Below are 22,132 nucleotides of genomic sequence, written 5' to 3' on the forward strand. Positions count from 1 at the left end.
TGGCTTTACAAGCACCCTGTTGAGTTCTCAAAGAACAACCACACACCGATCAAAGCACCACACTCAATGGCACCCATCACGGGGCTTCCTTACCGCTCCGCACCCCGCGCTTTCAGCGCCAGGCACTTTTACTACGTTACCCGCTCGTTCCCACCCTGTCAAACCGATATTTCGCGGTTCGTCATGCTTCATCCGATAACGCGGATAGTCTTGCTTGCTCGAGTCCACGATGACGCACGTCGTTACCGACGTTCGTTTCTGTCGTGGGAAGCCGCAGACCGGCCGATCGCCGCTTCGCGGCTCTCCGCCCGGCTCCTGCCGGCTTCGAAACTCTACCCGGTCGGCTTCGCGTTCGCAACCCCGTTTCCGGAGTGTTCCGCACCGCCCGATCCTCAGTCTCGCTCGGCGTTGCCGCCACGAGCCTGGCGCCCGTTCTCGGCCGGTTTGTCCGGCCTCCCCCGTGCAGAGAGAAAGTTACGCGGACGGCCCGGAGAAGGCAAATCAGGGTTCATCACTGGTTCGGACGAGGAGCCGCCCGCCGGTTCCTGGCGCCGCAGAGCTGCCAGCAACCTCGACTCCCGGCACAGCCGAGGACGCGGGCCACCTCGACGTGCCAGAGTGTCAATCATGGATGAGTCCGGGCAGGGCACCAGGGTGTTCGCCGAGCAGGCGCTGCTCGGTCTCATCGGGCCGTTCTGGCAGGTGGTGATCGGCACGGTCGTGCTGGTCGTGCTGGTGCTCTCGGTGGGACGGCTGGCCCGACGGGGCAGGTCCCGGATGACCACGGCGCTGCTGGTCACCGCCGCGGCGATCGCCGGGTTCGCGGTGATCGGCGTCCTGCTGGAGGGTTGAGGTTCGACGCCGACGGTTGGCCCGCCGCACAGTTCGACGCTGACGGTTGGCCCGCCGCGCGGTTCGACGCCGACGGGTTGGCCCGTCGCGCAGCTCACCGCCGCGGTTGGCCGGGCTGGTGCCTCAGAGCCGACGGTTGGCCAGGCTGGGCAGCTCGGCGCGGATCGTGTCGAGCCGCTCCAGGTCCAGGTCGACGACGGAGACCCCCGGGCCGTCCGGCACCTGGCCGAGGACCGTCCCCCACGGGTCGACCACCATGCTGCGCCCGAAGCAGGTGCGACCTGGCTCGTGGTCGCCGGTCTGACCGGCCGCCGCCACGAAACACTGGTTCTCGATCGCCCTGGCCCGCAGCAGGACCTCCCAGTGATCCCGGCCGGTGTGCATCATGAACGCGGCCGGAACCACGAGCAGTTGAGCGCCACCATCGGACGCGAGCAGCCGGTAGAGCTCCGGGAAGCGCAGGTCGTAGCAGATCGACAGGCCGACCCGTAGCCCCTCGATGTCGACCACCACGGGTTGGGCCCCGGGCGCGACACTCGCCGACTCCCGGTAGGAGACCCGACCGGGGATCTCCACGTCGTACAGGTGGATCTTGCGATAGCTCGCGGCCAGAGTGCCGGAGCGGTCGAAGACCAGCGAGGTGTTCCAGGTGTGGTCCGGGTCCGGGCCCGCCTCGTGGAACGAACCGGCCACCAACCAGATCCCGAGCCGCCTGGCCACCCCGGCGAAGAAGCTGCCCACCTCCCCGTCGACCGGCTCCGGTTCGGGCAGCCCAGCGGCAGGGCCCAGGTAGTCGACGTACTCCGGAAGGACGGCAAGATCCGCGCCGCCGGCGGCGGCGCGCTCCAGCAGGGCCTCCGCCGCCGCCAGATTCGCCTTACGGTCGTCCCGGGCGTTCAGCTGGCAGACGGCGACACGCATGAGCACAGGGTACGGCTGGAGGCCGTTCACGGACAGCGCCACGGCCGGACCGGCATCGGGGCGCGGTCACCGACGACGAGTGGTGCCGAACACGATCCCGCCGGCCGCTCAGGATCGAACGGCCGGCGGGACGCGGAAAGGATCAGGCGGACTTGTCTTCGCGGTCGCGCCGAGCCCGACGCCCGGTGAACTCACGCGGCACGATGGTCGGGTTGACGTTCTCCAGGACAACCTCGCGCGTGATCAGCACGCGGGCGGCGTCGGGGTTGCTCGGCACCTCGTACATCGCGGAGAGCAGAACCTCCTCGATGATGGCCCGCAGACCACGGGCACCGGTGCCCCGGAGCATCGCCTGATCGGCGATGGCCTCGAGCGCCGGCTCGTCGAACTCGAGCTCGACACCGTCCAGCTCGAACAGACGCTGGTATTGCCGGACCAGGGCGTTGCGCGGCTCGGTGAGGATCCGAACGAGGGCGCTGCGGTCCAGGCTGCGAACGTTGGTGATGACCGGCAGCCGGCCGACGAACTCGGGGATCAACCCGAACTTGAGCATGTCTTCCGGCATGACCTGGCTGAAGATGTCGTCGGTCGACCGCTCCGAGACCGACCGGAGCCGGGCGCCGAAACCGGTGCCACCCTGCCCGGTGCGGGACTCGATGATCTGGTCGAGGCCGGCGAACGCCCCACCACAGATGAACAGCACGTTCGTGGTGTCGATCTGGATGAACTCCTGGTGTGGGTGCTTACGGCCACCCTGCGGCGGCACGTTGGCCACCGTGCCCTCGAGCATCTTGAGCAGGGCCTGCTGCACGCCCTCACCGGAGACGTCCCGGGTGATCGACGGATTTTCCGACTTGCGGGCGATCTTGTCGACCTCGTCGATGTAGATGATGCCGGTCTCGGCCCGCTTGATGTCGTAGTCGGCGGCCTGGATCAGCTTGAGGAGGATGTTTTCCACGTCCTCGCCCACGTAGCCCGCCTCGGTCAGCGCGGTGGCGTCGGCGATGGCGAACGGGACGTTCAACATCCGGGCGAGGGTCTGCGCCAGGTGGGTCTTACCGCACCCCGTCGGGCCGAGCAGCAGGATGTTGGACTTGGCAAGCTCGACGGCGTCACTGCCGGAGCCCGGCGCACCGGCCGCCTCGGCCTGGATCCGCTTGTAGTGGTTGTAGACCGCTACGGCGAGCGCCTTCTTGGCCTGATCCTGACCCACGACGTAGGTGTCGAGGAACTGGCAGATCTCCATCGGCTTGGGAAGCTCTTCCCACTTCACCTCGCCGGACTCGGCCAACTCCTCTTCGATGATCTCGTTGCAGAGATCGATGCACTCGTCGCAGATGTAGACCCCTGGGCCCGCGATGAGCTTCTTGACCTGCTTCTGCGACTTGCCGCAGAAGGAGCATTTCAGTAGGTCGCCGCCGTCACCGATCCGTGCCACCTACGTTCTCCCTGCACTCATCGGCCGGAGACCCGGCCCTGACCTGCGGACGTTGCGCGCCGCCCGGTTTGGTTCGCGCCGCCGGCCCAGCCGGCGAAGCGGTACGGACCCGACGTTACCCGCTGGCGGGGCATTCTCCGACCCCCAAAACGGGTGTGTCAGAGGTCGGCCGGGAACGAAAGCCCCGGCCAACCTCTGACCCGGTACGGCTCAGCGAGCGGCGTTGGCCGCCAGCAAACCCTTCTTGCGGCTGGTCAGAATCGTGTCGACCAGCCCGTACTCCTTGGACTCCGCGGCCGTCATGATCTTGTCACGGTCGATGTCCTTGCGAACCTGCTCGATCGGGCGGTTGCAGTGGCGGGACAGCATGTCCTCCAGCTGCGTCCGCATCCGCAGGATCTCCCGGGCCTGGATCTCGATGTCCGAGCCCTGCCCGTAGCCGCCCTCGGTGGCCGGCTGGTGGATGATGATCCGCGAGTTCGGCAGGGCCATCCGCTTACCCGGAGTGCCCGCCGAGAGCAGCACCGCCGCCGCGCTCGCCGCCTGCCCGAGGCAGACCGTCGAGATGTCCGGACGGACGTACTGCATGGTGTCGTAGATCGCCGTCATGGCGGTGAACGAACCACCCGGCGAGTTGATGTACATGATGATGTCGCGGTCCGGGTCGGTGCCCTCGAGCGTCAGCAGCTGGGCCATCACGTCGTTGGCCGACGCGTCGTCCACCTGGACGCCGAGGAAGATGATCCGGTCCTCGAAGAGCTTGTTGTACGGGTTCGACTCCTTGACCCCGTACGACGTGCGCTCGACGAACGACGGCAGCACGTAGCGGTTGTGCACGGCCGCGAACTGGGGCGGCAGGCTCAGATCGGTCATCGTCAGCTCCTCAGCTCAGGGTCCCGGCGCCATCCGGGACCTGTGCGGCCCCGATGATCACCTTGTCGATGAAGCCGTAGTCCATGGCCTCCTGGGCGGTGAACCAACGGTCCCGGTCCGAGTCGGCCTCGATCTGCGACTGGCTCTGGCCGGTGTGGTGCGCGACCCGCTCCTGGAACATCCGCTTCGTGTAGAGCATCTGCTCCGCCTGGATGGCGATGTCGGACGCCGTGCCGCCCAGACCACCGGACGGCTGGTGCATCATGATCCGTGCGTGGGGCAGGGCGTACCGCTTGCCCTTGGTGCCCGCGCAGAGCAGCAGCTGACCCATCGAGGCAGCCATGCCCATCGCCACGGTCGACACGTCGTTGTCGATGAACTGCATGGTGTCGTAGATCGCCATGCCGGAGTAGACCGAGCCACCCGGCGAGTTGATCCACAGGTTGATGTCGCGGTCCGGGTCCTCCGCGGCGAGCAGCAGCAGCTGCGCGCAGATGCGGTTGGCGACCTGGTCGGTCACCTCACTGCCCAGGAAGATGATGCGTTCCTTGAGCAACCGGTTGTAGACCGAGTCGTCGAGGTTGCCAATGGAGTCGCCACCGCGCGCGTCAATCGCCCGGAGCGACTTCTTGGGGATGTGCATGTCGGTCATGGCAGCCCTTCGCTCTCCGTACCGTCTTTCCCGACACTAACCGCTGTGCGGGGCGGCAGAGTCCCGGTCGGGGCAGTGTTCGCTCTCAGCGCAGCTGTGTCGGGCGCACCCGCGGCGCGGGCTTCCGGGCGTACCCGGCAGTGCTTGCTGCCCGGGACCGGGCAGTGCCTGCTGCCCGGGCGGACCCGGGAGGGAAACGGCCGCCGCCCGCCGCTGAGCGGTGGACGGCGGCCGCACCCGACGATCAGTGCTGGTGGTTGTGCTCGGCCTCGTTGGCGGCGCGCAGCGCGTCGAGGGTGATGCCGTTGCCGGCCGAGTCCTTGATCGTGATCTTCTCCATGACGGCCGCGAGCGCCTTGCCCCGCCGCACGTCGCCGAAGACCGCGGCGGCCGCGCCGGAGCGCACCAGCTGGTCGTAGTACTGCTGCGGGGCCATCCCGGCGCGCTGCGCCCGGTGCACGATCTCGTGCCCGAACTCGTCGTCGGAGACCTGCACGTCCTCGGCGTCGGCCAGCGTGTCCAGCAGGAGCTGGACCTTGACGCCCTCGGTCGCCGCCTCGGTCAGCTCGGCGTCGATCTGCTCCTCGGTCTTGTCCTCGGCCGCGAGGTACTCCTCCATCGAGGCGCCGATCCGCTCGAGCTGGTCGATCATCGCCTGCTTGCGGCTCTCGACCTCCTCGCGCACGACACCCTCCGGGGCGGGGATCTCGGCGGCCTCGACCAGCTCGGCCAGAGCCTTGTCCCGAGCGGCGTAGATCTGCTCGACCTGCTTGCCCTGGGTGACCCGGTTGCGCAGGTCTCCGCGCAGCTCCTCGATCGTGTCGAACTCGCTCGCCATCTGGGCGAACTCGTCGTTCAGCTCCGGCAGCTCCTTCTCCTTGACCGTGCGCACGGTCACCGCCACGTCCGCGTCACGACCGGCGAAGTCGCCGCCGACCAGCTGGGTGGTGAAGGTGGTGTCGTCACCGGCGGCGAGGCCGACCACGGCCTCGTCCAGGCCCGGCAGGAGCTGCTTGCTGCCCACCTCGTGGGAGATGTTGCTGGCCTGACCACCCGGCACGTCCTCGCCGTCGACGGTGGCGTTCAGGTCGATCTGGACGTAGTCGCCCTCGGCGGCGGCCCGCTCGACGGTCTTGAGGGTCGCGAAACGCTCCCGCAGGTTCTTCACCTGCTCGTCGATCTCGCTCTCGTCGATCTGCAGCTCGTCGACGGTCACCTCGATGGTGCTCGCGTCCGGGATGGTGATCTCCGGGCGGACGTCGACCTCGGCCGTGAAGTTCAGCGAGTCACCGTCGTTGAACTCGGTGATCTCGACCTCCGGGCGCCCCAGCGTCTTCAGGTCGTGCTCGCGGACGGCGGCGAGGATGTTCTCCGGGATGGCCTCCTGGACCGCCTCGTTGAGGACGGTGCCCCGGCCCACCCGCTGGTCGATCACCGCGGTCGGCACCTTGCCCCGGCGGAAGCCCGGAACCTGGACCTGCGAACCGATCTCCCGGTACGCCTTCTTGAGGCTCGGCTCGAGCTCGACGAACGGCACCTCGATGGCGAGCCGCACGCGCGTCGGGCTCAGAGTCTCGACGGTGCTCTTCACAGGCGTACTCCTTGACGGATCTCAGTTGAGTCTGGGCGTGATTCAGCCCATCGAGTGTAGGCGAGCCGGCCTGACGCTCCGGCATCGCCCGGGAGCCGCACTGGGCGGCACCCGGGGCGGCCCGGCCGCGGACGACAGTCGGGGTGGCGGGATTTGAACCCACGGCCCCTCGCTCCCAAAGCGAGTGCGCTACCAAGCTGCGCCACACCCCGTGGCGACGTGCAGTCTATGCCGTCGCCACGCCTCAGTCGGTGCCGGGGCATCCCCCACCCGGACACATCACCCGAAAATTACCATTAGCCCCCACTCCCGTACCACCAAGATCCGCACAACGTCACGGATGTGATGGTCTCCCCGCACGGCGAGGCCACTACATCCCGGACGTCGCGCGGATCTTGGGTCGCGGTGCCGCCGGGTCGCGGACGACGCGACGCCGCCAGGCGGTGACGCGGTTACGCGTCGGGCAACAGCATTGGGTACGCTAGGGGCGCGTCCGGTTTCGGCGGGATGCACGCGGGCGTAGCTCAATGGTAGAGCTTCAGTCTTCCAAACTGACTACGCGAGTTCGATTCTCGTCGCCCGCTCCAACGCACGAAGGCCCAGGTGGCCCGCACGGTGGCGGCACCTGGGCCCACTCGGCGAGGCCGAGTCGCCGTGTCACTTCAGGTGGAACCGCTCGTCTGCCGCGAGGGCCGCCAACTGCGGCACGGAGAACGGCAGCTTCGTCAACCCCGGCCGGCTCTCGTCCAGCCGCGCGCCCTGCGCCACGAAGACCACCACGCCGTCCGGGTGCCGGTACGCCGACCACTGGTCGAGCCGATCGTCGCGACTCGGTCGGACCACCACGCCGACCCGCACGGCGCCGACGGTCTCGACCTGACACTCGCCCCGCATGCTCCAGAACTTCTGGGCCAGGTCGCACGGCTCGGTCGGCAACGGGTTGCCGGCAGCGTGCACCTCGACGATCACGCGCCCGGTGCCCCCACCCTGGGCCACCGCCACCGAGGACGAATAGCTCCACACGTCGACGCCGTCCACCTTGTCCTCGAACTGCGCCTGGTGGGTCCGCAGCGTCCGCTCCTCGGCGGACCGGTTCGGCGGGTCCTCCGGCGTGCTGTAGCCGGACGGCACGACCGAGACGGCCTCGGTGAGCAGGTGAGCCCCCTGGTCGTACCTGGATCCGGCCCGCGCGGTCCGGTCCTCCTGCGGTTGCCCGTCCGGCCCGGTCGGCCACGGTTGCTTGGTGTCCGGAGAAGCCGGTGGCCCCTGCCCCGCCGGCTGGTAGACGTGGCCGTCCGGGGTGGCCACGGCCGCGAAGCCGGTGACGGCCAGCACGACAGCCGCCGAACCGAGGGACGCCCACAGCGCCCGTCGGCGGAAGTGCGTCCGCCGTGCCGCGCCGAGCGCGGCTGTCGTACTCAATGGTGGTGGTGGTGTTGTCTCCGCCATCTCGCTGCGCAGCATCTCGCGCAACTCCTGCTCGTTCATCGCTCCCCCATCTCGATCCCGCTGTAGGTGGGTGTCAGGAGGCCGCGCAAGGTCTCGAGCCCGCGTGCCGCCTGGCTCTTCACCGTCCCTGGAGAACACTCCAGCAACGCCGCGACGTCCTCGATCGACAGGTCCTCCCAGTACCGGAGAACCAGCACGGCCCGCTGACGCGGCGCCACCCGGGCCAGCGCCTGCAGCAGCACCAGCCGGCTCTCCGGCGAGTCGGACGGGGCCACCTGTTCGGTGTCCTCGCCACCCACCCGTTCCCGCCGCCACCAGCCGCGGCGGCGCTCGTCGAGGAAGGTCCGGATCAGGATCCGGCGCACGTAGCTGTCGAGCACCTCGTGCCGCGAGATCCGGTTCCAGACCCGGTAGAGCTTGACGAACGTGGTCTGGACCAGGTCCTCGGCACGGTGCCAGTCACCGCACAGCAGGTACGCGGTGCCGCGCATGGCACCGGACCGTGCCGCGAAGTACTCGGCGAACGCCTCGTCGCGATCGCTCATTCAGGCCTCCGATCCCCGTTTCGAGGTAGTCACGCGGGGTCTGGCTCAGCGGGTTGCTCCGGAACTCGCGCAGATGTCACCGGGATCAACGCCGAACGACGTCCGAGGGCTACCGGCGTGGCCAACGGCGTCGACCTTCTTGACAGGTGTCGATCTGTGCACTGGTGTAAGGACCAGACACATCGACGTCCGTCACAGGAGGGCACATGATCGTCCGACGACGGTGGACAGCTGCCGCCACCACAGTGATCCTGTTCAGCGCAGTGTTGTCCCATCCGGCTTCCGGCGGGGCGGCACCCGCCACCCCGGCCGCCCCGATCTCCCTGAGCGCCACCGAAACCGCTGTGGTCCGAGTTCAGCTCCGCGACCAGGCCCAGCTGGACCGGCTCGTCGCCACCGGCGCGGACCTGGCCAACCGGCCCCGGACGCGGGACGGCCGGATCCTCGCCGACCTGGTGCTCAACGGCACGCAGCTCGGCGAACTGACCGCGCAGGGCGCGACGGCCGTGCAGATCGTGCAACGTGCCGGGGACGGCGACCGGCACTACACCGACAGCGTCCGCGCGGCTCAGGCCCGCACCGCCGCCGGGCTGCGCGCTCCGGCCGCGGGTCAGCGGTCCACCGCCGGCGCCGCTGCCGTGGACACCCTCCAGGTGCAGCAGGCGTACTGGTGGACCACGACCGGACAGACCTTCCTGCAGGCCCAGGTGGCCACCACCGCCACCGACGACCCGGACGTGGAGATCACCGTCAGTTGGCGTACGGCGGACGGCGGCACCGGCTCGTTCCCGCTCTACCGGTTCGAGGACTCCGGCGAGTACCAGTACCACTACGCGCTCCCCCAGCCGGTGCCGAGCCGGCCGGTTCAGCTGAGCGCCACCTCCAGCCTCGGCGGGGTCAGCCGGGCGATCACCCCGACGCTCTGGCCGAACGCGTCCCCGCCGCCACTGCCGGCCGGCTACCAGAAGGACTTCATCGACGCGTACCTGACACCGGTGGACATCCAGGCGCGGATCAAGCGGCTGGCCCGCCAGTACCGGGACCTGGTGGACGTGATCGACCTGCCGAACAGGACCCAGGGATACCGACGCACCGCGGCCGGCTACCTGGGCGACCCGGCGGTGGCCGCCCTGGTCGTCGAGTCGGTCCGCTTCGGCGACCAGAACATGAACGGCGTACAGGTGCGGACCGTCGACCCGGGCCGGGCGAACCGCCCACTGACCGTCGGCTACCGCGACCGCGTCCTCACCGTGTCACTGGCCACCGACACCGCCGGCAGGACGGTGAGCACCACCGACGAGGTCGCGGCGGCGATCAACGCCTGGCAGCCGGACCGGTTCCGGGCCACCGTCGAGGACGGCTCGGCCGGGCTGCCGATGCCCGTCGCCGGCCCCACCCGACTCGACGACGGCCTCCAGGGCACCGAGGTGCCGGCACGGCCGTGGACGGTGCAGGCGCTGCGCCTCGGCGTACATCGGGACGGCTCCCGGGTCGGGGTGCTCGCGTACTCCCAGGAACACGCCCGGGAGTGGGCCACCCCGCTGGTGACGCTGGAGTTCGCCGAGCGGATGCTGGCCAACGCCCGGACCGACCCGGCCACCCGTGAGCTGCTGGAGCAGGTCGACATCTTCGTCATTCCGGTGGTCAACCCGGACGGCGCGAACTACTCGTTCAACGATTTCAACTTCCAGCGCAAGAACCTCGTCAACCACTGCACCGGTGCGGCCCGCGACCCGAAGAACCGCACCTCGTGGGGCGTCGACCTGAATCGCAACTACACCGTCGGGTCGTACTTCGACGGCTACGTGGGCGCCAGCGCCAACTGCCTGTCCGGCACCTACGCGGGCACCGCCGAGCTGTCCGAGGCGGAGAGCGCCAACGTGATCGCGCTCGCCCAGGACCACCCGAACATCAGGTTCGCGATGAACGTGCACTCCTACGGCGGGTACTTCATGTGGCCGCCGGGGGCGTACCGGGCCGACGGCAGGGTCACCCTGCCGCGGCCGTCGATCGACGAGTCGACGTTGTTCCTCGACAGCGCCCGGCGGATCGTCGGCGCCATCGCCCAGGAGCGCGGCACCGTCACCTGGCCGTCGCAGACCGGACCGGTCGCCGACGTGCTCTACTCCGCCGCCGGCAACTCGGCCGACCAGCTCTACTACGAGCTGGGCATCTTCGCCTGGGACTTCGAGGTCGGCAACGACCGGTGGAACCCGGCGACCAACCAGTGGGAGGGCGTCGGCTTCCAGCCGCCGTTCGACGAGGCGCACGGCGAATCCCAGGAGTACGCCGGCGGGCTGGTGGAGATGGTCCGGGTGGCCCGCGACTACGCCGCCGCCGAAGCCGCCGCCGGCTGACCCGCGGATCCCGTACCGCCGACGGCAGCAGCCGGCGGCGGTACGGCCCGGGGCGCGCGACTCGCGGTGACGGACGGTAAGCCGATGGTGATCACAGACGTTGACGTGTTTTCATGTCAGCACGCCTGCGCCGACCCGGGACATCGATGACTGAGCAACCCACACCTGATCACCTCGTTGTGGTCGACGTGTTGACGCAGGGTCTGAGCCACCTGCTACGCGACGAGGATCCGGAACTGGCCCGATGGATCGAGGAACTGGTCGCGACACTGAAGAGTCCCCGGCAGACGACGCTGACCGGCTGGAACAGCTTCCTCGACCCCGGCGCCGACTCCAGCTGACCCGCTCGGAGTTCACCCGCCTGGCCGACGGCGGGGCTGGCCCGGCTGCCGTCCGCGCTCTGCGGCGCGCGGAACGCAACCGAACGATGCTCGTCCTCAAGAGCCTCGCCAACACCGACGACGCCCTGGCGGCGTCGGCGCACCTGCTCGGCCACGCCCACCGCCTCGACCCCGCCGCCGCGAACGTGCTGCTCGACCATCCGTGGCTGGCCGTCTGGGCGATCGATCGGGTCCGGCACGGTGCCACCGACCGGCCCGACTACCTTCCGTTCGCGGCGCTCGCGGCGGCCGCCCTCAGCGGACGGTCGGACGCGGCGGTGCAGGTCACGCCGCGCGCGGGCCTGGTGCCGGTGCCGGGCCTCGGGGTGCTGCGTCGACGCGGTGGCAGCACGACGGTGACGCCGGCCGACCTGTCCGGGCGTCGGTGGACGCCCACCCGCTGGTGGCGCTTCACCGAGCAGTCGGTCACCCTCGACCTCCGCGTCGACGACCTGGACCCCTACCGCGACTGCTTCGGCCTGCCGGTCGCCGCCCGGCTCTCCGCCGCGCAGGCCGCGGAGCTGGAACGGTCCGTCGGGCACGCCTGGCACCTGCTCGTCGGGTACGCCCCGACGCACGCCGCCGAGGTGGCCGCCGGGATCAACACCTTCGTACCGTTGGCCGACGGCAGCGAGCGCGGGCACAGTGTCACGCACGCCGACGCCTTCGGGGCGTTGGCCGCCGACGCCAACCTCGGCCCGGTGGATCTGGCCGTGACGATGGTGCACGAGCTGCAACACAGCAAACTCAACGCTGTCCTCGGCCTGGTCCGGCTGCACGACCCCGCCGACCCGCAGCGGTACTTCGCGCCCTGGCGTCCTGACCCGCGTCCGATCGGCGGGCTGCTGCACGGCACCTACGCGTTCACCGCCGTCGCCGAGGTGTGGGCCGCGCTGCGCGCCCATCCGGAGCTGGCGGCCCAGGCCACCGCACGGTTCGCTGTGGTGCGCGCACAGGTGGAACGCGCCCTGGTCGAGCTCGCCCGGGCCGGAAGTCTCACCTCGGCCGGGCGGCTCTGGGCAGATCGCCTGGCCGAACGGATCGGCCGGCTGGCCGCCGTGCCGGTCCCGGCGTCCGCCGACGCCGCCGGGCGGTGGGAGGTGGCGGAGGCCGAGCGCGCCCGCCGACCGACGATCCCCACCGGATGAACGGCCGCCACCGGTCGGTGCGTCAGGTCAGCCCGACGGTCTCGATGTCGCACTCGATGCGCCGTTGACCGCGCGCGGCATCCACCTCCGGGTGGTCCGGCCCGAACAACGCCTCCAGCGCCGCGGCGGCCTCGTCGAGCAGCTCGCGGCCCCGAGCCTCCTCGCCGACCTCGATCAGGTCGACCGACGCGTTGACCGCACAGTAGAGCGTGTACGGATGCCCCGGCCCGCGCAGGCGACGCGAGTCCTCCAGGATCGCCTCGGAGAGCACCTGCGCCTGCTCCAGCCGGTGTGACCGGACCAGGTTGATCGCCTGCGCGGAGCGCGCGCTCAGCAGGTACGGGTGGGTGGGCGGCAACGATTCGCCCATCGCCTCCAGGGTGGCCGCACCCAACTCCCGCGCCTCCCGGTCGAAGTTGCGGGCCCGCAGGATCACCCCGAGATTGACCGCAGCGCAGAGCGTGACCGGATGCCGCTCCCCGAAGACGGCTCGGAAGGTGGCGTGCCCCTGGGAGGCCAGGGCGTACGCCTGCGTCGCGTCGCCCGCCGCGCGCATGGCGTTGGCGCAGGTCATGCCCGCCTCAGCGGCCAGCACGTGATCGGTCCCGAAGCGGCGGGTCACCAGCCGGTAGTTGGCCGCGCCCTCGGTCACGGCGTCGTCGAGCCGCCCGGTCTTGCGCAGGCAGGCGATGTGGATGCAGGTGGCGCGCAGCACGGTGAGGTGCTCCGCGCCCAGCAGCGACCGTTGCACCGGCAGGGAGCTGTCCAGCAGTGCCAGCGCGTCGGCGTACCGGCCCAGGAGGTAGAGGTCGCGCGCCTGGGCCTCCTGCGCCAGCACCAGTGAATAGGTGCCGTCCTCCGCGGCCGCGCCGGCGTGCCGCGCCACTTCGAGGTTGAGGTCGTACGCCCCTTCGAAGTCACCGCTGAGGCGAAGGTTGATCGCCATCGAGTTCATCACCCGCAGGGTGCTCGGATGCCCGTCGCCGAGCACCCGGCGGTGCACGTCGAGGTTGCGCCGGTCCAGCTCGGCCGCCGCCGCGAAGTCGCCGAGACGCCGCAGGTCCGCGCCGACGCTGTTCGCCGCGCCCAGTGTGTACTCGTGTTCCTCACCGAGGCTCGTCCGCATCCGTTCCAGCGCTTCGAGGCCGAACGTGGCCGCGCGCGGGTCGGCGAGCAGCCGCAGGGCGTCCGCGTACCGTCGCATGGCCAGCAGGGTCAGCGGATCGCCGCTGCGCTCACCGTCTGGACCGGGCTGGTCCCAGGCGGCCAGGATCTCCTCGGCGAAGTCCCGACAGCCTTCGAAGTCACCCAGGTTGTAGATGTAGCGCAGCTGGTCCATCGCCGTCCGCCGGGCGTCGATGTCACCGTGGATCAGACCGGCGACGCGGACGTGTGGCGCGATGTCGGCGTGGCGGGGCCAGGTGCTCCGGTCGTCCGGGAAGCCCGGGTTGGCGGCGGCCAGCAGCCGGCGGGCGTTCGTCAGCGGGCTCTCGTCGCCCTGCTCGGCGAGCCCCTCCCGGATGACCGCCTGCACCAGTCGGTGCACCTGTACGTGCCGGCTGGCATTGTCCGCCTTCGCGAGCCCGAGCGACGCCAGTTGCCGGATGGCCCGGGCGATGTCGTTGCGCTCCTGGAGGCTGGTGCGCAGCGGTTCCTCCAGCCCGGCGCGGCGCCCCTCCCAGAGCAGGCGCATCGGAACCGGGTCGGGGCTGAGGAAGGCGAGTAGCTGGATCAGCTGCGCGGCGGCCGGGTTCTGCTCGCGTACCGCGGCCAGCGCCATCGACACCACGGTCAACACGGTGCCCCGGTACTGCCGGGGTTGCCCCTCGCCCAGCAGCTCCCGAGCGTGTTCCTTGAGGTCGACGAGGTATTCGTCGACCGACGACAGCATGGTGAGCAGCCAACTGACGGCCTGTTCCAGGGCGAGCGGCAGGTCGCCGAGCTCGGCGGCGAGCCGGCGGGCGTCGTCGGGGCTGGTCGCGGGACGCCGCTTGAGCAGCAGTTCCACGCTCTCGGCTCGGGTGAACACGTCCACGTCCAGCGTCAGGGCGCTCGCCGACCAGGCCATGTTCCGTGAGGTGACGAGGACGTGGCCGCGTTCGCCGACGAGGTTCGACGAGGGCATGAGCGGGGCCAGCTCGTGCGGGTCGTCGGCGTTGTCGTAGACCAGCAGCCAACTGAGCGAACTCGTCGACAGCGAGTCGAGGACCGTCCGCACGGTCTGCTCCAGGCTGGCGCTCGCGGCCAGGCCGAGCCGCTCGCCGAGGGCCGCGATCGAGGTACGCAGCGCGGTGAGATCCTCCGCGGCCATCCACCAGATCAGCTGGTAACGGTCCGCGTACCGGTAGGCGAACTCGACAGCGAGCTGGGTCTTGCCGACCCCACCGACACCGCGCAGCGCCGCTTCCGGCAGCACCGAGGCCCGGTGCTGTGACGACAGCAGTTCGTCGAGCGCGACGAGCTGCTTCTCCCGGCCGGTGAAGTACAGGTTGCGCGGTGGGACGCCGCCCCGGATGAGATTTCGGGATCGCTGGGGCGTCGTCTCCTCGATGATGATCGTCCTGCGCATGTCGGAATCAGGTTCCTCTCCACCGGCCTCGGCCGGTGCCGCCTGGTGCGGGGATCGTAGCGACGTCCAGTGCGTCTTCGCAGCCACGCGCATATCGTCGAGATCGGCGGTGGTGAGCCGAAGGACCGCCGCCGCCTCCCGCAACCACTGCTCGAGCGGCTTGCTGTCCGACTCGATGCCGGCGAGCACCAGGCCCGCCAGCGCCACGACGCCCGGGACCCGCCAGTCACCCACCGGTTGCCAGCCGACGGCCTTCACCAGCTCGGGCAGGTCCTCGGACGACAGCGGATGATCCGAGACCGCCGCGACGGCCCCGGTCAGCACCTCGGGCGGGACGTCCGTGAGCAACTGCGCGAAAAGCCAGGAGAGGTAGATCTGCTGGGCGGAGGTGACCGCTCTGGCGCCCGGGTGGATGTTGGCGATGACCTGCAACAGCGTCGACACGCCCCGGGGCTCCTCGGCGCAGGCGCGCACGATGCGGTAGACGTCGTACCGCACCTCGGAGTGCCGGGGCACCGACAGTGCCTTGCGCAGCTCCCCCTCGACCTCGTCGAGATAGAGCGAACGGGTGCTCACGTCATTGATCGAACTCATCGAGAGCAGTGCGTCGCAGATGGCTTGCACCTGGGCGCTCGGCATCCGGGGCGTCGTCACCGATTGTCCTCCGTACCCGTCAGCAGACCGAGGCTCTCGGCAAGGTCACGGAAGGCCCGCAGTGGCGTACTCGCCGGCCCTTCCGTCAACAGCAGGACGCGATAGAGAGCCGCGATCCCGTCCTCGTATTCTAAGCCCGTCCGAATCAGGCCGAACATGTCGAGACCCAATGGCCCGAATGGATTCACCATCCGACTGATGTGCGGCGGCAGCGACTGAATGACCAATTGACGGCTGTCGGGGTGCCGGAGTACCGGGATGTCCTCCAGCAGTCGGGCCAGCGCCATCTTCTGCGCGAATGACAGCGGCGCGGGCGCCGGTCGGGGCCTCGCCCGGGCGCCGGCCGCCAGCGGGCCGGGCGGCAACAGGCCAGGCGGCAACAGGTCGGGCGGTAGCAGGGCACGCCACTGCCCGACCGGCGACATCCAGCCGACCAACTGCTGGCCGACGCTCGCGCGAGCCAGCACCATGCCCACCACCGCGCCGTCCGGCGCGTACACCCCGGAACCGCTGAATCCCCTGTCGATTCCGGCCGTGGCGGCGGAAATCCGGTCGAGTTGACGCCATCCGGTGCCGGCGTCGACCGGACCCACGGCCCGCGCCAGCACCATGACGGACGCCGGGGTGTTGGCCGGAAAACCTACGATCCGCACGTCGAACTCGTCGTCGCCGCGATCGGCCAGGGTGGCGGGGGCGGACGGAAGCGGTGTGGTGCAGCGCAGCAGCGCCAGGTCGCCGTCGCCGGCCGGGCCGACACCCCGGGACCAGGTCACCTCGGCGGCGGCCCGGGTGCCGGGGTGGCTCGGTGTGTCGACGAGCACCCCGGGCGGGCCGGCCCCGGTGCCGTCATCGACGACATGCCAGCAGGTCAGCACCAGGTCAGTGGTCAACTGGATGCCCGCGCCGACGACCGACGAGTGGTGGCCGCCGAGTATCCGCACCCGGCCGGCGAGCGACCGGGTGCCGGTCATCCGTCCTCCGCCAGCCACTCGGTCAGGGCGGCCGGCGGCCGGCGGCCGGCGCTGCGCTCAGTCATGCGCGGCGTTCTCCTGCGCGCCGGCCCCGTCCTCACCCGGCGACGGCAGCGCGGGGACGGGCGAGGTCCAGATGAGCTTGACCTTGAGGTGGCCCTGCGCGCTGGTGCGAGCGACGACGGCACCAGCCTCCGCGGTGAGGGTGACGCCGATCTCGACCTCCACCTGATCGGGGCGCACCGCCACCCCACGGACCACGCCCAGCGCCGCGTCGAGCGCGGGTTTGATGTGGGCCAGTGCCGTTTCCAGCGTCTCCCGGGCCGGGCGGATCCGATCGAGCAGACCGACCCTTTCCAGATCGGTGCCAGCGTGTTCCTCGACGAGGAGGACGCCCTGATCGGTTTCGAAACGAAGGAGATCCGCCACGTGACAAATTCTCGCCGAAAGATCGTTCGGAATTGGTGTCAGATCACTGACAGGAGTCATTGCATGCACCCTGCGCCGACACGGGACACATCCGCTTGCCATCACCACTGCCGCCTGTCAACCTGACGCAATGCAGGACACGGCGACCTTCGAGGATCTGCTCCGAGAAGGCGTCGACGCGTCCGTGGACGGTTGGGACTTCTCCTGGTTCGACGGTCGCGCGACGGAACGGCGGCCGTCCTGGGGATATCTGAGACTCATGACAGCCCAAATGAGGGTGGCCCGCGCCGCACTGGACATCCAGACCGGCGGCGGCGAGGTGCTCTCCGAGGTGCCGGCATTTCCCCCGTTGACCGTGGCCACCGAACACTGGCCGCCCAATCTCCGCCTGGCCCGACGCGCGCTCGAACCCCGCGGCGTGCGGGTGGTCGACGTTGCCGAGGACGCTCCGTTCCCGTTTCCCGACGAGACGTTCGACCTGGTGGTGAGCCGGCATCCCAACGTCGTGCTCTGGGACGAGATCGCACGGGTGCTCACCCCCGGCGGACGGTACCTTGCCCAGCAGATCGGCCCCGGCTCCAACCGGGAACTGGCCCAGTTCCTCACCGGTCCCCGCGAGATCAGTGACGAACGCAGCCCGGCCCGCGCCGCCGCCGACGCGCGAGCCGCCGGCCTTGTCATCGACGAGCTGCGGCACGAGGCGTTGCCGACCACCTTCAACGACGTGGCAGCGGTGGTGCACTTCCTCCGCAAAGTCATCTGGACGGTGCCGGACTTCTCCGTGGAGCGCTACCGGGCCCGGCTCGCCGATCTGCACGACCACATCCGTCGCCATGGTCCGTTCGTGGCCCACGCCCAGCGCGTCCTGGTCCGGGCGCACAAGCCCCAGCACTGAGCGGACGGCCCCAAGCCCACGAAGGAGTACCGGTCGGAGCGGCCGGCCACGGATGAACCGCGGCCGGCCGGGTAAGTAGCGACCTTGCCTGGTGGGGAGACGACCGGGTGCACGGGTGGGCGGTCCTGGACCGGCCCGCCCGTGCACGCCCAGTCAGTTCGAGGAGATCCAGTTCCAGGCCGAGACGACCCACTCGGTCTGCTGGAGCCACGCCACCCCGAGGCCGACGAGGAACACCGCCGTCGCCAGGTGCGCACCTCTGGCGCTGCGCCGGACCCGGCCCAGCTGCCGCTCCAGCACCACCCGGCCGACCAGCCGGAACAGGGCGAACAGGCCGGCCGCCACCAGCAGGCTGAGCACCAGCACCAACAGCGGGCCGCTCAGGTCACCCTGACCGGACAGCGCCCAGATCCCCCAACACACGAACGCGAAGAGGCCTGCCGCAGCGCTCCACTCACCGCCGCGCCGCAGCTGAGCCATCCGCGAGCTGAGCGAGCGACGGGGCACCGGACCACCGGGCCAACCGGTGCCGGTCGGCTCCTGCTCGACCACCGGGAACGGTTCCGTGCGCGGGGTGCGTGGCTCACCAACCGGAGCGACCCCCCGGCGGAACCCGTCACGCTGCGGCGGCACCCCGACGCCGGCCTGCGGTGGCACCTCCACGGTCCGCTCCGCCCACGGCTGCGTCTGGTCTGCCATCTCGTCCTCCCCCTGACCGACGGCAACAGCACCGCCTTGATTCGAGGGTAGCCAGCCGGCAAATCGGTCGCAGACCCCGGCCGGGCGCGCGGCCCCGCGACGATGCCGGATCCCACCCGGCCAGGGTACGGTCGGCTGATGGGTGACCCCGACCGACGACGGCGACGGCTGCGCCACCACGTCGAGACCGAGACGGCCAGACCGGGCGCGGACGGCCCGACGGTCAGCACGCCGGGCGTGCACGACGGGGACGAGCCGCCGCCGCGACGCAGGAGCACGGGCGGCGACGAGCGCGACGGCGAGCGGGGGCTGCGCGGGTTGGTCGGTTCCGGCTCGTCCCAGGTGGGACTCAGCGCGGCGCTACGGGCCCGGGACGCGGCCCGCCCCACCGACGACGACCTGGCCGAGGCGGAAGCCCGGGTGGTGGTCGTCCGGCGAAACTGGGTGCCCCGCGAGGAGTTGCCCCGCTCGCCGCGCTGAGCGCCGCACGGTCAGGGCAGGTCGGGCAGCTTCCGGGTCCGCTCGTACTCGGCCACCTGGGTGATCCGACGAGCGTGCCGCTCGTTGCCGGAGAACGGCGTGTTCAGGAACGCCTCGACGATGCCGGTCGCCTCGTCCAGCGTGTGCTGGCGGGCACCGATGGCGACCACGTTGGCGTCGTTGTGCTGGCGGGCCAGCTGAGCGGTCTCGACGCTCCAGGCCAGGGCGGCGCGGACGCCGGCGACCTTGTTCGCGGCGATCTGCTCACCGTTGCCGGAGCCACCGATGACCACTCCGAGGCCCGTCTCGTCGGCCACCACCTGGTCGCCCGTGTGCAGGCAGAACGTGGGGTAGTCGTCGTCCGGGTCGTAGCTGTGCGGGCCGACGTCGACCACGTCGTAGCCCTGCATGGCCAGGTGGCTGGCCAGGTGCACCTTCAACTCGAAACCGGCGTGATCGGATCCCAGGTAGACGCGCATACCGGGCAGTCTGTCAGGCCGCGCTCGGGGACGTCACAGGGGCGGCGTCCCCGAGCCGGGTTCGTCACACGGTCGTGGGGATGAGGCTCAACGCGGCAGCTCGGCGACGACCAGGCCGCCGCGCGCCTTCGGGGTGAACCAGGTGCTCTTGCGGGGCATCTTCTCCCTGGCCAGGTTGACTGCGACGAAGTCCGCCACGGTCACCGGCGCGATCAGGATGGCCAACTCGGCCCGGCCGGCGTCGACCTCACCGGTGAGCCAGCTCGCCGGGTAGTCGCCGCCGACGTAGGTGATGCGCTTGTCGCCCGGGTCCAGACCGAGCGCGTCGCGCAGCACCAGCCGCTCGACCAGAGCGTGGTCCAGGTTTTCCAGGCGGGCGGAGGCGGTGGCGGGCAGGCGCACCGCGTACCCCTGGCCGTCGAGGCGGAGGTGCACGGTGCCGCCGGCCGCCGGGACCTCGACCGGGCCGTCGATCGGCTCGACCTCGGCGCCCGCGGCCCGCAGCCGGTCGAGCAGCTCGGCCGGGGTGGTGGTCAGCTCGCTGACCAGCCGGTTGTACGGCTGGATGGCCACCGACGCGGGGGTGGTGATCACGGCCAGGAAGCGCGGCAGCCCGCCGGTCTGGGCGGCCAGGCTGCGGTGGTTGCCGTCCGCGACGACCAGGTCCCCGCCACCGGCGAGGGCCGTGAGCGTGGCCTGCTCCGGGCCGGGGCCGAGCAGCCAGATGGCGTGCGTGCGCCCCGCCTGGTCGGTGTCCGTCGCGGCGGGCGCGCCGGCCGTGTCGGTCGCCGCCGCGAGCGCGGCGTGCAGGTCGTCGCCACGCCCGGTCTGGAGCAGGAGTACGGGTGAGAGCAGGTGCCCCAGTGCGTCGGCCAGCGCCACCCGCTCACGCACCTTGGCGATGAAGACGTCCTCGTTGCGGATGACCAGGCCCGGCTCGTCCGCCCGGGTGGAGATCTGGTCGGTGTCCACCATCGCGAACAGCCCGTACGCCGGCTCCTCGCCGGGGGCGCTGATCCGGTAGAGCACCACCACCTGCTCGGCGGGGGTGTAACTGCCGTCGGCCTTGGCCTCGGCGAGGCGGGCCACCGCGTCCGGCAGCGCGTCGAGGAACGACGTGCCCAGGCTCTGCGGGGCGCGATGCGGCATCTCGATGCCGAGAGCGCTGTGCGGGTTCGACTCGATGATCGCGGTGATCTCCGCGTCGTCGGCGAACTCGTCGTAGTTTTGCGCGCCGGTGCCGCCAGTGGTGACCCAGGCCCGGGTGATCGGATGCACGACCGTCATGCCCACTGACGCTACCGGCGGCGGTGTCGTCGCCGACGGGGACCCGCGGTGCGTCCACCAGATGAAAGCGCCCGGTGGGGCCCGGCTGGTCAGCCGGCGCGGTCGGAGGTGCCCCGGCGGTGCTTACCCGCGCTCACCGGCCCATTGTTGCCACGCCGACCGGTCCCGATCGGCCCGGTGTTCAGGGCGCGGCGGGGCGACGCGGGCGGCCCCGGCACGGGGCGGTCGGGAGGAGGCGTGGGAACGGGCCGAGGGTTCAGCGGCGGCGTCGGCACCGGACGAGGAGGAGCCGGTGCCGGCGGCGCAGGAGCCGGTTCGGCCGGTGCCGCCCCCGACGGCACCAGCGCCGGCACGCTGGTCGGCACCGCGTCGACGGACGACGACAGTGGGTCGACCGCCCTGGGCGGGGTGAGCCGGGAGGTCACCGGGACCCGCGCCACACCCACCACGATGGGCGGCGCGAGGAGATCCACCAGGTGGGCGGGCAGGTCCGGGCGGACCGTCGGCCAGCGGGAGTCGTCAACGGACCAGTAGTCAGCACCGGGAGTCTCGATCACCCCCTGCCGGGTCAGCTGTTCGTCACCGGACGCACGGTGCTTGGCCATCGGGATTTGCCTCCACGAACTGCGGCGTGCGGCCCCTTCGGGTCGCTGCGGCGGACACCGAGGGAAACGACGCCGCCCGCCTCCCGGTGACGCCACGACCCACCGCCGACCTCGCCAGCGGACGAGAAACGCCCCCGTCCGCGCGCCTGACGGGGCACGGACGGGGGCGCGGAGGTCGTCGCTCAGTCGAAGATCGGGCTCTGCTCGCGGGTGCGCTTGAGCTCGTAGAAGCCCGGGGTGCCGGCGACCAGCAGCACGCCGTCCCACAGCCGGCCGGCGGCCTCCCCCTTCGGAGCCGGGGTGATCACCGGGCCGAAGAACGCGACCGGGGTGCCGTCCGGGCCGGGCGCGTGCACGACCGGAGTGCCGACGTCCTGCCCGACCGGGCGCATGCCGGCCTCGTGGCTGGCCCGCAGCGCCTCGTCGTAGTCGGTGCTGTCGGCGGCCGCGGCCAGTGCCGGGTCGAGGCCGACCTCGGTCAGGGCGGCCACGTACAGCTCCGGACCCCGCTCCTGCTTCTGCAGGTGGATCCGGGTGCCGAGCGCGGTGTAGAGCGGGCGCAGCACGTCGTTGCCGTGCAGCTGCTCGGCGGCGATGCAGACCCGCACCGGGCCCCACGCGGTCTTTAGGAACTCCTTGTAGTCCTCGGGCAGCTCGTCCCGGCCGTCGTTGAGCACGGCCAGGCTCATCACGTGGAAGCGGATGTCCACCTCCCGGATCTGCTCGACCTCGAGCAGCCAGCGAGAGGTGATCCAGGCCCACGGGCAGGCCGGGTCGAACCACATGTCGGCGGTGACACGTTCGGTCACGGTGAGATCCCTTCGCGACGGGTGGCGCCGACAGGTCGGCGTCTGAGGA

21 protein-coding genes and 2 tRNA genes are annotated in these 22,132 nt (G+C 70.7%); 7 read left to right on the forward strand and 16 right to left on the reverse strand.

Annotation, left to right across the window (positions count from 1 at the left end; all coding sequences use genetic code 11):
• Positions 1–627 precede the first annotated feature (627 nt).
• A complete protein-coding gene (locus ACZ6NZ_RS27620; RefSeq protein WP_366612776.1) occupies positions 628–852 on the forward strand; it encodes a hypothetical protein in 225 nt (74 codons plus the stop codon).
• 123 nt (positions 853–975) lie between these two features.
• On the opposite strand, the gene ACZ6NZ_RS27625 is transcribed toward ACZ6NZ_RS27620, so the two are convergent.
• The 6 genes from ACZ6NZ_RS27625 to ACZ6NZ_RS27650 all read right to left on the reverse strand — a co-directional run bounded on the left by ACZ6NZ_RS27625 (position 976) and on the right by ACZ6NZ_RS27650 (position 6,539).
• Positions 976–1,773 (reverse strand): carbon-nitrogen hydrolase family protein, encoded by a 798-nt coding sequence (locus tag ACZ6NZ_RS27625; protein ID WP_465860917.1) that lies wholly within the window; start codon positions 1,771–1,773, stop codon positions 976–978.
• A gap of 142 nt (positions 1,774–1,915) precedes the next feature.
• Positions 1,916–3,211: an ATP-dependent Clp protease ATP-binding subunit ClpX gene (clpX, locus tag ACZ6NZ_RS27630; protein ID WP_355010117.1), complete on the reverse strand. Its 1,296-nt coding sequence runs from the start codon at positions 3,209–3,211 to the stop codon at positions 1,916–1,918.
• 210 nt (positions 3,212–3,421) lie between these two features.
• A complete protein-coding gene (locus tag ACZ6NZ_RS27635; protein WP_465860918.1) occupies positions 3,422–4,084 on the reverse strand; it encodes an ATP-dependent Clp protease proteolytic subunit in 663 nt (220 codons plus the stop codon).
• Between the two features lie 10 nt (positions 4,085–4,094).
• Complete coding sequence (locus ACZ6NZ_RS27640) at positions 4,095–4,736, reverse strand: ATP-dependent Clp protease proteolytic subunit (RefSeq protein ID WP_007464111.1); 642 nt, start codon at positions 4,734–4,736, stop codon at positions 4,095–4,097.
• Positions 4,737–4,980: 244 nt separating this feature from the next.
• On the reverse strand, positions 4,981–6,327 hold the full coding sequence (tig, locus tag ACZ6NZ_RS27645) for a trigger factor (protein WP_366612774.1): 1,347 nt from the start codon (positions 6,325–6,327) through the stop codon (positions 4,981–4,983).
• Between the two features lie 138 nt (positions 6,328–6,465).
• A tRNA-Pro gene (locus ACZ6NZ_RS27650) sits at positions 6,466–6,539 on the reverse strand.
• A gap of 301 nt (positions 6,540–6,840) precedes the next feature.
• Here ACZ6NZ_RS27650 and ACZ6NZ_RS27655 point away from each other — a divergent pair.
• Positions 6,841–6,914, forward strand: a tRNA-Gly gene (locus ACZ6NZ_RS27655).
• A gap of 70 nt (positions 6,915–6,984) precedes the next feature.
• Here ACZ6NZ_RS27655 and ACZ6NZ_RS27660 read toward each other — a convergent pair.
• Together ACZ6NZ_RS27660 and ACZ6NZ_RS27665 are read right to left on the reverse strand one after the other, a co-directional pair.
• The gene (locus tag ACZ6NZ_RS27660; RefSeq protein WP_366612773.1) at positions 6,985–7,815 is read right to left on the reverse strand and encodes a hypothetical protein; all 831 of its coding nucleotides are present in this window, start codon (positions 7,813–7,815) and stop codon (positions 6,985–6,987) included.
• Positions 7,812–8,321: a SigE family RNA polymerase sigma factor gene (locus ACZ6NZ_RS27665; protein WP_366612772.1), complete on the reverse strand. Its 510-nt coding sequence runs from the start codon at positions 8,319–8,321 to the stop codon at positions 7,812–7,814. Before ACZ6NZ_RS27665 ends, ACZ6NZ_RS27660 begins: the two co-directional genes overlap by 4 nt.
• Before the next feature lie 206 nt (positions 8,322–8,527).
• On the opposite strand from ACZ6NZ_RS27665, the gene ACZ6NZ_RS27670 reads away from it, so the two are divergent.
• The 3 genes from ACZ6NZ_RS27670 (at position 8,528) to ACZ6NZ_RS27680 (ending at position 12,206) form a co-directional block, all read left to right on the forward strand.
• Positions 8,528–10,678: a M14 family zinc carboxypeptidase gene (locus ACZ6NZ_RS27670; RefSeq protein WP_465860919.1), complete on the forward strand. Its 2,151-nt coding sequence runs from the start codon at positions 8,528–8,530 to the stop codon at positions 10,676–10,678.
• Between the two features lie 146 nt (positions 10,679–10,824).
• Complete coding sequence (locus ACZ6NZ_RS27675) at positions 10,825–11,019, forward strand: hypothetical protein (protein WP_366612770.1); 195 nt, start codon at positions 10,825–10,827, stop codon at positions 11,017–11,019.
• An 86-nt stretch (positions 11,020–11,105) separates the two neighbouring features.
• Complete coding sequence (locus tag ACZ6NZ_RS27680; RefSeq protein ID WP_465860920.1) at positions 11,106–12,206, forward strand: aKG-HExxH-type peptide beta-hydroxylase; 1,101 nt, start codon at positions 11,106–11,108, stop codon at positions 12,204–12,206.
• A gap of 22 nt (positions 12,207–12,228) precedes the next feature.
• Here the strand turns inward: ACZ6NZ_RS27680 and fxsT are convergent, their stop codons facing one another.
• The 3 genes from fxsT to ACZ6NZ_RS27695 are packed head-to-tail and all read right to left on the reverse strand — an operon-like array spanning position 12,229 to position 16,889.
• Entirely contained in the window at positions 12,229–15,429 is a 3,201-nt protein-coding gene (gene fxsT, locus ACZ6NZ_RS27685; RefSeq protein ID WP_465860921.1) for an FxSxx-COOH system tetratricopeptide repeat protein, read from the reverse strand.
• Complete coding sequence (locus tag ACZ6NZ_RS27690) at positions 15,426–16,400, reverse strand: trypsin-like peptidase domain-containing protein (protein WP_465860922.1); 975 nt, start codon at positions 16,398–16,400, stop codon at positions 15,426–15,428. Before ACZ6NZ_RS27690 ends, fxsT begins: the two co-directional genes overlap by 4 nt.
• A 57-nt stretch (positions 16,401–16,457) precedes the next feature.
• Positions 16,458–16,889, reverse strand: a complete 432-nt coding sequence (locus ACZ6NZ_RS27695; RefSeq protein WP_465860923.1) for a CU044_2847 family protein — start codon at positions 16,887–16,889, stop codon at positions 16,458–16,460.
• 70 nt (positions 16,890–16,959) lie between these two features.
• On the opposite strand from ACZ6NZ_RS27695, the gene ACZ6NZ_RS27700 reads away from it, so the two are divergent.
• Positions 16,960–17,724 (forward strand): class I SAM-dependent methyltransferase, encoded by a 765-nt coding sequence (locus ACZ6NZ_RS27700; RefSeq protein WP_366612765.1) that lies wholly within the window; start codon positions 16,960–16,962, stop codon positions 17,722–17,724.
• A gap of 153 nt (positions 17,725–17,877) precedes the next feature.
• On the opposite strand, the gene ACZ6NZ_RS27705 is transcribed toward ACZ6NZ_RS27700, so the two are convergent.
• Positions 17,878–18,423, reverse strand: a complete 546-nt coding sequence (locus ACZ6NZ_RS27705) for a hypothetical protein (protein WP_366612764.1) — start codon at positions 18,421–18,423, stop codon at positions 17,878–17,880.
• A gap of 138 nt (positions 18,424–18,561) precedes the next feature.
• Here ACZ6NZ_RS27705 and ACZ6NZ_RS27710 point away from each other — a divergent pair, with 138 nt between their 5' ends.
• A complete protein-coding gene (locus tag ACZ6NZ_RS27710; RefSeq protein WP_465860924.1) occupies positions 18,562–18,903 on the forward strand; it encodes a hypothetical protein in 342 nt (113 codons plus the stop codon).
• Between the two features lie 11 nt (positions 18,904–18,914).
• Here the strand turns inward: ACZ6NZ_RS27710 and ACZ6NZ_RS27715 are convergent, their stop codons facing one another.
• The 4 genes from ACZ6NZ_RS27715 to ACZ6NZ_RS27730 form a co-directional block, all read right to left on the reverse strand.
• Positions 18,915–19,382 carry a ribose-5-phosphate isomerase gene (locus ACZ6NZ_RS27715; RefSeq protein ID WP_366612762.1) on the reverse strand — a complete coding sequence of 156 codons (468 nt, stop codon included), beginning with the start codon at positions 19,380–19,382 and terminating at the stop codon, positions 18,915–18,917.
• An 87-nt stretch (positions 19,383–19,469) separates the two neighbouring features.
• Positions 19,470–20,669, reverse strand: a complete 1,200-nt coding sequence (locus ACZ6NZ_RS27720) for a DUF1015 family protein (RefSeq protein ID WP_366612761.1) — start codon at positions 20,667–20,669, stop codon at positions 19,470–19,472.
• 89 nt (positions 20,670–20,758) lie between these two features.
• On the reverse strand, positions 20,759–21,274 hold the full coding sequence (locus ACZ6NZ_RS27725) for a hypothetical protein (RefSeq protein ID WP_465860925.1): 516 nt from the start codon (positions 21,272–21,274) through the stop codon (positions 20,759–20,761).
• Positions 21,275–21,456: 182 nt separating this feature from the next.
• Positions 21,457–22,083 carry a mycothiol-dependent nitroreductase Rv2466c family protein gene (locus tag ACZ6NZ_RS27730; protein WP_465860926.1) on the reverse strand — a complete coding sequence of 209 codons (627 nt, stop codon included), beginning with the start codon at positions 22,081–22,083 and terminating at the stop codon, positions 21,457–21,459.
• Positions 22,084–22,132: the final 49 nt, after the last annotated feature.

It is taken from the genome of Micromonospora sp. NPDC047756 (assembly GCF_055587245.1).

Excerpts from the sequence above, each read along its gene's own strand:
- ACZ6NZ_RS27665 (WP_366612772.1), bottom strand. The coding sequence starts at position 8,321 with ATGAGCGATCGCGACGAGGCGTTCGCCGAGTACTTCGCGGCACGGTCC.
- ACZ6NZ_RS27635 (WP_465860918.1), bottom strand. The coding sequence starts at position 4,084 with ATGACCGATCTGAGCCTGCCGCCCCAGTTCGCGGCCGTGCACAACCGC.
- ACZ6NZ_RS27695 (WP_465860923.1), bottom strand. The coding sequence starts at position 16,889 with ATGACTCCTGTCAGTGATCTGACACCAATTCCGAACGATCTTTCGGCG.
- ACZ6NZ_RS27670 (WP_465860919.1), top strand. The coding sequence starts at position 8,528 with ATGATCGTCCGACGACGGTGGACAGCTGCCGCCACCACAGTGATCCTG.
- ACZ6NZ_RS27715 (WP_366612762.1), bottom strand. The coding sequence starts at position 19,382 with ATGCGCGTCTACCTGGGATCCGATCACGCCGGTTTCGAGTTGAAGGTG.
- ACZ6NZ_RS27640 (WP_007464111.1), bottom strand. The coding sequence starts at position 4,736 with ATGACCGACATGCACATCCCCAAGAAGTCGCTCCGGGCGATTGACGCG.
- ACZ6NZ_RS27690 (WP_465860922.1), bottom strand. The coding sequence starts at position 16,400 with ATGACCGGCACCCGGTCGCTCGCCGGCCGGGTGCGGATACTCGGCGGC.
- ACZ6NZ_RS27620 (WP_366612776.1), top strand. The coding sequence starts at position 628 with ATGGATGAGTCCGGGCAGGGCACCAGGGTGTTCGCCGAGCAGGCGCTG.
- ACZ6NZ_RS27660 (WP_366612773.1), bottom strand. The coding sequence starts at position 7,815 with ATGAACGAGCAGGAGTTGCGCGAGATGCTGCGCAGCGAGATGGCGGAG.
- ACZ6NZ_RS27700 (WP_366612765.1), top strand. The coding sequence starts at position 16,960 with ATGCAGGACACGGCGACCTTCGAGGATCTGCTCCGAGAAGGCGTCGAC.
- ACZ6NZ_RS27675 (WP_366612770.1), top strand. The coding sequence starts at position 10,825 with ATGACTGAGCAACCCACACCTGATCACCTCGTTGTGGTCGACGTGTTG.
- ACZ6NZ_RS27705 (WP_366612764.1), bottom strand. The coding sequence starts at position 18,423 with ATGGCAGACCAGACGCAGCCGTGGGCGGAGCGGACCGTGGAGGTGCCA.
- ACZ6NZ_RS27680 (WP_465860920.1), top strand. The coding sequence starts at position 11,106 with ATGCTCGTCCTCAAGAGCCTCGCCAACACCGACGACGCCCTGGCGGCG.
- ACZ6NZ_RS27720 (WP_366612761.1), bottom strand. The coding sequence starts at position 20,669 with ATGACGGTCGTGCATCCGATCACCCGGGCCTGGGTCACCACTGGCGGC.
- ACZ6NZ_RS27725 (WP_465860925.1), bottom strand. The coding sequence starts at position 21,274 with ATGGCCAAGCACCGTGCGTCCGGTGACGAACAGCTGACCCGGCAGGGG.
- ACZ6NZ_RS27625 (WP_465860917.1), bottom strand. The coding sequence starts at position 1,773 with ATGCGTGTCGCCGTCTGCCAGCTGAACGCCCGGGACGACCGTAAGGCG.
- ACZ6NZ_RS27710 (WP_465860924.1), top strand. The coding sequence starts at position 18,562 with ATGGGTGACCCCGACCGACGACGGCGACGGCTGCGCCACCACGTCGAG.